The organism is Microbacterium sp., from assembly GCF_032084865.1.
GTDB lineage: Bacteria > Actinomycetota > Actinomycetes > Actinomycetales > Microbacteriaceae > Microbacterium.
Genome location: NZ_DAMDLU010000012.1, coordinates 23952 through 31538 on the forward strand (window position 1 = coordinate 23952; position 7587 = coordinate 31538).

Below are 7587 nucleotides of genomic sequence, written 5' to 3' on the forward strand. Positions count from 1 at the left end.
GCCCTTCCTCAGTCCTCGGCACCGAGGCGGATGCCGTCGACGAGTCCCGCGAGTTCTCCTTCGAGCAGGGCGAACGCCGGCATCGTCGTTCCCATGGCGTTGACGGCGATGAGCACGCCGCCGTCGCGCAGCAGCAGATCCCATTGTGCGACGAGGAGCGCCTGAGCATTCTCGGGCTGTACACCCGACGTGCGCCGGACGAGCAGACCGGAACCGTGCGAGGTCGTCTCGACCATGACAGCGTCTGGTGACGTGGCTCCCAGATCGCCCGTGACCTGGGCGATGAGCTCGTCAGCGGTCTCCCCGACAGCCGGTGTCAGGACGATACTGACCAGCACGTCGCTGTAGAGACCGGGCGGCGCGAACCACAGCCGCGTGATGTAAGGCTCCACCATGCTGAGCACCGCACGCGCGGTCACCTGCAGAGCCGCCCTGTCCTGGTCGGTGAGCGGCTCAGCACCACCCTCGTAGTGCGCCACGGCCGCGTCGACCCACGCATCCCCCTCAGAAGCCGGCGCTTCGGCTGGCGGCAGCGCGATGAACTGCGCGGCGTCGTAGTCGAGCCCCCAGTGGGGCCGTGTGCCCGAGTCCGTCATCAGTGCAGACCGTTGATGGCGCCGGCGGGGGAGAGTGCGCCCGACGGGCGACCGCCCGACAGGGAGATCCCCCGATCCGCCCACTTGTACACGTTGAACGCCTGCTCGAAGGCGGTCGGCGCGCCGCCCACGAGGTTACGCAGGGCAGTGGGCAGCTGGCTCATCACCTGAGTTCCCATGGCCTGCTTGGGCGCCGACTGCACCGCCTCGGTGAAGGCGATCGTGAAGGACCTGTTGGTTCCCCCCACGAAGCGGTCGAAGAGCCCGCGCATCGTGAACGGGCCGGTCATCTTGGTCCCGGAGACGCGGCCGGTGTACGCCTCGAACTTGGGCAGCCAGTCGGAGCGCCAGCCGCTGCGCGGCGCGAACTGCAGCCCGCGCAGCCCGCGGACCTGCTGGAACGGCTTGGCGATGCCCTTGCCGATCTCGCCGAGGAACTTCAGCTGTCCACCCTTCTTGAACAGCATCCCCAGCTTCCCGATCGGAAGGATGCCCACGACGGACCACAGCAGATCCCCGATGCCCTTGCGCCCGTCGAACATGAGCGCGACGGTGAGCACCAGCGATGCCACCGCCACGATGACCGCCAGAGCGGCGATGAACGGTCCGCCGAGGATCAGTCCCAGTACAGCCAGTCCCAGTCCCACCCAGCTGAGGACCTCGGCGACGACCGCCAGCACACCGGCGATGTCCTCCCACGTGGTGTCCCTGCCGATCTCGTTCGCATCCTCGAGGTCGCCGACGGCGCGGTTGTACGCGTCCTCCCAGGTGTCGAAGCTCGCGTCGAACGCGGCGAGGTTGCCCTCGTGCTCCCCTTGCGCGCGCCGCAGCGCGATCGCGGCGTCGCTGGCGGCCTGCTCGAGCCGGCTGCCCTCTCTCTCCGCCGCATCCTGCTCGGCCTGGGCGGGAGGGTTCCAGCTGAGCGCGCGCGTGTGGCCGTCGTAGACGCTCTGTGCGCTCGTGGCGTCTCCTCGCGCGACTTCAAGGGCGGCGAGCGAGTCGCTGCAGTCGCCGACGATCGCGCGCATCTCGGTCTGTGCCGCGCTGAGGGCACTGGCATACCTGCCGAGCACCTGGCCCGCGGGCCGATATCTGCGCCCGGCCTCGTCCAGATCACGGTGCGAGTCATCCACGACGTCGCGGATCTTGTCCATGGCGTACCCGCGGCCGCGGATGCTTCCGTCGCCGATGCCCTTGAGCGTCACCGCGGCGGAGATCATGTCCGAGGCGAGCTCGCTGATCTCCGTCGCCCGGGTCTGAATGCCGTGCGGGTCCCCGGCGACGACCTCCACGGTGCGCCCTCTCGCTGTCTGCATCTTCGTCTCCTACCTGACCATCGGACCGTGCGACGCGCGGGTCGGAGCTGGCTGCGACGCCTGCTCCATCTGTCCGGCGATGTCGACGTCGGCGGCTCGCGTCTCATCGATCGTTCCCTGCACGCGCTCGTTCACAGCGCGGAGCTTATCGAGCAGCTTGCCCCTGCTGTCGTTCCAGCTGCCCTCGAAGTCGTGACACCGGTCGCGCAGGCGGCTGTCGCCAGCGGGACGCCCCACGGCATCCTGCACGTCGCCCTGCCTGGCGCTCGCCGATTCGAACTCCGCGATGATGCCGCTGATCCGCGTCGCCATCTCCTGCAGCTCGTCCAGCGGAAGCAGCATTCCGTCGTTGCCCGCCATGTCGCCTCCTCCGTGATGTATCGAAGATATTGCTGTTCCCAGCGGCACGCGATGGGGACAACTGCCCATGCGACCCGGCCGCATCGCCTCAGCGCTTGCGCAGGATCATCTCCAGGGCGTCCAAGCCGAGCCCGGTCAGCTGCGCTGCCCCGAGACCGCGCTTCGCGAAGCGCTTCCCGTCTTTGCGCAGCTGCTCACGCGGATCGCGCCGCACGAGCTCTGCGAGCCTCTCCCATGCGTCCAGGCTCACGCCGCTGAGCTCGCCGCGATGCCGGCGGCGCACCGCGCTCAGCCGCCGCGCCGCCTTGTTGCGCTCCCACTGCGCTTCAGCATTGGGCTCGTTGGAGCGCCGCTCGATGGCTGTCCGCTGCCGCCGGGCGGCGTCCTCCAGCAGCTCCGCGACATCGGCGCCATAGCCCGGCATCCGAGCGAGCAGCGACTTCTCCTCCGTGATCCAGTCGGCGAGCGAGCGATCGCCGCAGTCGAAGCAGAGGCTCGCAGGCGCGACGCCGCTCTCCAGATATCCGCACGTGCAGGACCGACCCGCCGCACGCCGCAGTTCCGCTTCTCTCATGCAAGCACCTCTCCCTCGACGAGCGGCAGCTGCACCGTCACCTGGCGCCCTGCCTGCACGAAGATGCCCCGACCCTCGGGGAAGTCGGTGCGCTTGACCTTGGGGAAGGGCACCTTGAACACCGCGTCGCCGTCGAACGAGTCGGGCTTGAGGATGATGCCCTTGCGGCCGGCTTTGAAGTCGCCGATGAAGCCGAAGCCGCTGGTGACCTGCGTCACGTCGGCGTCGCCGACGAGGAAGTGGTCGCTGCGGTTGACGGCCTGGAACAGCGCCTTCATCTCGCGCTCGGCGGGGCTGTCGGCGAACTGCGGCACGTCTTCGACGACGATCATCACGCGCAGCGGAAGAGTGTCGTCGGCGATGAGCTCGGTGATCTCCTTCGCGAGCTCCTTCGCGTCGTCGGGTGTCACGGCGCTGCGCGTCCAGTCGGCGTACTCCTTGAGCTGCGACCGGCGTCCGCCGAAGTGGAACAGCCTGACCTCCGGGTCAAAGCGCCGCATCGAGGTGACCATCGCCTTGAGGGCGTTGGTCTTGCCCGCCAGCGGCGGCCCCGCCACCACGAACGTGCCGACGGGGTCGAAGTCGCGCGCCGACAGGGTGTCTTCGGCGACGCCGAGCACGGGGAACTCCGCCACCCGCTCGGGCAGATCGCGCACCGACAGCCGGGTCGGCAGGGCGCCGATCTCGGCGACCTCGCGCGCTCCGGCCGCACGCAGCTCGGCAGCCAGCTTCTCGAGCAGCTTGGTCTGCTCGGCGACGTTGGGCGTGCCGCCGAGGGTGGCGATCTGAGTCTCCAGGCCGTCCATGATGGCGCGGCCGGGGGCGGAGCGCTCGTCGAGCACGTCCTTGGGCGCATTGAGCATCGCGTACGCCGACTCGTCGGACAGGCGCAGCACCACCCGCCGCGACACGTTCGCGCTGACCGCCGTGGGCACGGATCCCGAGCGGTCGGCGGTGGCGACCACGTGCACGCCCAGCGGGCGGCCCTCACCGAGGATGCGCATGAACGTCTGGTAGAACGGCATCCGGGCGGTGGTCGACTCCCACTCCGAGCGGAACTGCGGGAACCCGTCGATGAGGAACAGGATTCGCGCCTCGTCGCGCCCGGTGATCTCGCGGTACTCGGTGAGGCTCGCGGCGTTCGCGGCGCTGAAGCGCTTGCCGCGGTCGTCGAGCACCCGTGCGAGCGAGCGCAGGATGCGCTGCACGCGCTCGGCGTCGTCGCCGGCTATGATCGATCCGACGTGCGGCAGCACCTCGAGGCTGCGCAGCGATCCCGAGCCGAAGTCGAGACCGTACACCTCGACGCTGCTCTTCGGATCGTGACCGGCCGCGATGGCCAGGGTGCGCAGCACGGTCGACTTGCCCGAGCCGCTCGTGCCGTAGACGAGCAGCGAGCCGTCCTTGTCGGGAACGAAGTACGTCGGCTCCTGCAGCTGGCGTGCGGGCACGTCCATCTTGCCGAGCAGGATCTCGCCGTCGCCGCGCAGCGGCAGGTCGCGCAGGTCGACGGCGTGCTCGAGGTCGTCGAGCCAGGGTCGGCGCGGTGCCGGGATACCCGCCTGCGCCGACGCCTTCACCAGGGTTGCGACGATGCGCTTCTGGTCGGTGGGGCCGAGGTCCTCGTCGTGCGAATCGGACTCGGGTGCCTGCTGGGCCTCCCACAGCTGGGTCGACCCGAAGCGCAGCTCGGCGACCTTCACCTCGGCGACCTGCTCCTCATCGGTCGTCCACCCGCCGGCATACGCCGACTGGAACGGCACAAGACGCCCCGGGCCGGTCTTGGCGATGCCGCGACCGGGGATCGACGGCGGGAAGGATGCCGCGACCGGGTCGTCGACGACGTCCTTCGAGTCGGACTCGTCGGCCATGCGCAGCGCGACGCGGAGGTTGGTGTTGGCGCGCAGGTTGTCTTTGATGACGCCGGCGGGCCGCTGGGTGGCCATGATCAGGTGGATGCCGAGAGAGCGCCCGCGCTGGGCGATGTCGACCACCCCGTCCACGAACTCGGGCACCTCTCCGGCGAGCGCGGCGAACTCGTCGATCACGAGCACGAGCGCAGGAGGGGTGTCGGGGTCGCGGCGCTTCTCGAGCTCGAGCAGGTCCTTGGCCTTTTTGCGGTTGAACAGGTGCTCGCGGTGGTGCAGCTCGGCGCGCAGGCTGGTGAGCGCCCGGCGCACGAGGTGCGGGCTGAGGTCGGTGACCAGGCCGACCGTGTGCGGCAGGTCGACGCAGTCGGCGAACGCCGATCCGCCCTTGTAGTCGACGAACAGGAACGTGACGCGGTCGGGACTGTGCGCTGCGGCCATGCCGAGCACCCACGCCTGCAGGAACTCGCTCTTCCCGGCCCCTGTGGTGCCGCCGACGAGGGCGTGCGGGCCCTGCGTGCGCAGGTCGAGGGTCATGGCATCCGTCTGCGACTGGCCGATGATCGCGCGCAGGTTGCCGGCCTTCTTCAGCCGCGACTGCGGGGCGCCCGAGCGGTCGATGATGGTGTTGTTCTGCCGCCAGCGGTCGATGACCGCGGTCGGGTCGGATGCCACCTCGCCGCCGACGAGCGAGAGGAACATCACCGAGTTCGGGATGTCGGAGGAGTCCTCGACGACTGTGCTCGAATCGACGACGGGCGCGAGGCGCTTCGCGAACATGGTCATGTACGCGTGCGAGACGCCCTCGACCTGCACGCCGGTGTACGAGACACCGCTGCGGACGGTGCCGACGCGCGCGTTCTCGAGCCCGCCGGTGACGTCGATGAAGCTGCGGCACGCGGCCGGCAGCGCCTCGACCACGGGCGCGACGAAGAGTCCGTAGACGCCCACGTCGGCGCCTCGTTCGAGGATCTGGGTGAGCCGGGCGCGGTCGACGGGCGCGTCATCGGTGATGATGACGAGCACCGCGGTCTGACCGGGGAAGCTCGCCTCTTCGGCTGCCCGCTTCACGTCCGTGCCGAAGAAGGTCGGGTCCCAGTCGTCGCCGTAGGGAGGGCGAGGAGCGGATGCCGCCTTCGCCCGGCGCATGACGAGCTCCTCCAGCCCGTTCAGCAGCGCGGCGCCGGTCGAGGCCGAGTCTGCCAGCGGCACGTCCTTGAACGGATTGCGCTCGCTCGAGGTGTGCGGCAGCCATTTCAGCCAGTCGAGCTCGTTCGCCCAGCCTGGTTCGGTGATCGCGACGGTGACGAGCTCGTTGGGCGAGTGCATGCCGAACAGCTGCACGGCCAGTCCCCGCAGCGCGTCGCTCGCCGACGAGGTGGGGCCCGCGACGCCGATCGAGCCGACGCTCTGCAGCGACTCGAGGATCGGCACGTCGCTGATCATCCGGTAGCGGTCTTCGAGACGGTCGACGCGCTCGACGTACTCGACCAGCGCCTCCGGAACCTCGGCCCGTTTGACCTTGGTGCGAGATTCGTCTTCGCAGGTGCCCAGGCGCACGGCGAGGAAGTTCCAGTGCTCGGGGCGCCGGGTCCACAGCATCGGACCCAGGCGCATCGACTCGTCGAAGACGATCGCCACGGCCGGCACCTCCGCCTGGCGCACCGCGCGTTCGCGCGGCTGCGCGTGGTAGAGCTTCTCTTCAAGGCGTTCGAACTGCTCTTCGAACGACTCCACCTCTTTGCGCAGTCGCTGACCGATGTTCGTCTTCTGCGAGATGAAGTTGCCGAACATCATCATCGGCGACATGACCATGATCAGCAGCGACCGCGGGTTGTCGAAGATGAAGAACATCGCCGCGCCGAGCAGGATCGGGGCGATCAGCATCGGCCACGGGAACAGCCGCTGCACCTGGTCCTTCGGGTAGCGCGGCTCGTCGAGGTCGGCGCCGGTGTAGCGCTCCTCGACGCGCGGGCTGCGGTTGAACAGCAGCGCCCCGCCCCGCTCGAGAACCGGATCGGCGGCGGCCGAGCCGTCGTAGTCGCTGACCAGGTGCACGACCAGTTCGCAGTCGCCGAGGGTGAATTTCTGACCGGGGATGACCCTCAGCCGCTGCACGAGACCGCCGTCGACCAGGATGCCGTTCGCGGAGTTGAGGTCGACGATCTCGACGAAGGTGGATGCCACCTCGATGCGCGCGTGCCGCTTCGAGACGAGCGGGTCGGTGAGCACCACGTCGTTCGCGGTGTCACGGCCGATGAAGAAGTGCCCCACGGGCAGCGGGAACTCCTGACCGGCGGCCGGCCCCGAGACGACCGTGAGCAGGGCCGCGGCGCGACTGGACAGCATGGTCGTGGCCGCGCGGTTCGGTCCGAGGTTGACGACCTCGGTGAGGAATCCCGAGCCGACCGGCGCATCGCCGATCAGCAGGTCGGGGTTGAGCGGCACGAGCTCGTCGCTGGTCGGGGGCGCGACCGACAGGCTGAGCACATCGCCGCCGGCTGCGACCACGGAGCGCAGCGGGTCGGTGCCGGCGATCTGCCCTGCCACGTCGGCGACCGTGGCCGTCGAGTCGGCCATGACGACGATGTCGGCCAGGGGGACACCCGGGCGCCGCAGCGTCAGCTTGATTCTCATCGGTTCTCCTGGTTGTCGACTCTCATGCCCGCTCGACCGTCAGCGTGCGGTCGCCGAAGCGCACCACATCGCCGGTCTGCACGGGTGCCGGGTCGCCGGGCGTCAAGGGCAGCTCGGCGCCGTCGCGGGCGATGGCGCTGCCGTTCGTGGATCCGCGATCGATGACGAGCACCCCGCGTCGTGCGGGGAGGACCGCGAGGTGGGTCTTCGAGACGGATCGCGTGTCGTCTGCGACG

Annotated in this window: 6 protein-coding genes; all 6 read right to left on the reverse strand. The window is 69.4% G+C overall.

Translation table 11 applies throughout. The features are described 5' to 3' along the window. Positions 1-8: 8 nt before the first annotated feature. Positions 9-596, reverse strand: a complete 588-nt coding sequence (locus RT309_RS02675; protein WP_313355085.1) for a hypothetical protein — start codon at positions 594-596, stop codon at positions 9-11. Beyond that, entirely contained in the window at positions 596-1912 is a 1317-nt protein-coding gene (locus RT309_RS02680; RefSeq protein ID WP_313355087.1) for a hypothetical protein, read from the reverse strand. The genes RT309_RS02675 and RT309_RS02680 overlap by 1 nt, the downstream gene beginning before the upstream one ends. A gap of 9 nt (positions 1913-1921) precedes the next feature. Beyond that, positions 1922-2272, reverse strand: coding sequence for a hypothetical protein (locus RT309_RS02685; protein WP_313355089.1), 351 nt, complete (start codon positions 2270-2272; stop codon positions 1922-1924). 88 nt (positions 2273-2360) lie between these two features. Next, the gene (locus RT309_RS02690) at positions 2361-2846 is read right to left on the reverse strand and encodes a hypothetical protein (RefSeq protein WP_313355091.1); all 486 of its coding nucleotides are present in this window, start codon (positions 2844-2846) and stop codon (positions 2361-2363) included. After that, positions 2843-7351, reverse strand: a complete 4509-nt coding sequence (locus RT309_RS02695; RefSeq protein WP_313355093.1) for an FtsK/SpoIIIE domain-containing protein — start codon at positions 7349-7351, stop codon at positions 2843-2845. The genes RT309_RS02690 and RT309_RS02695 overlap by 4 nt, the downstream gene beginning before the upstream one ends. A 22-nt stretch (positions 7352-7373) precedes the next feature. Next, positions 7374-7587: FHA domain-containing protein (locus tag RT309_RS02700; RefSeq protein WP_313355095.1), on the reverse strand; the 214-nt coding region annotated here is incomplete at its 5' end.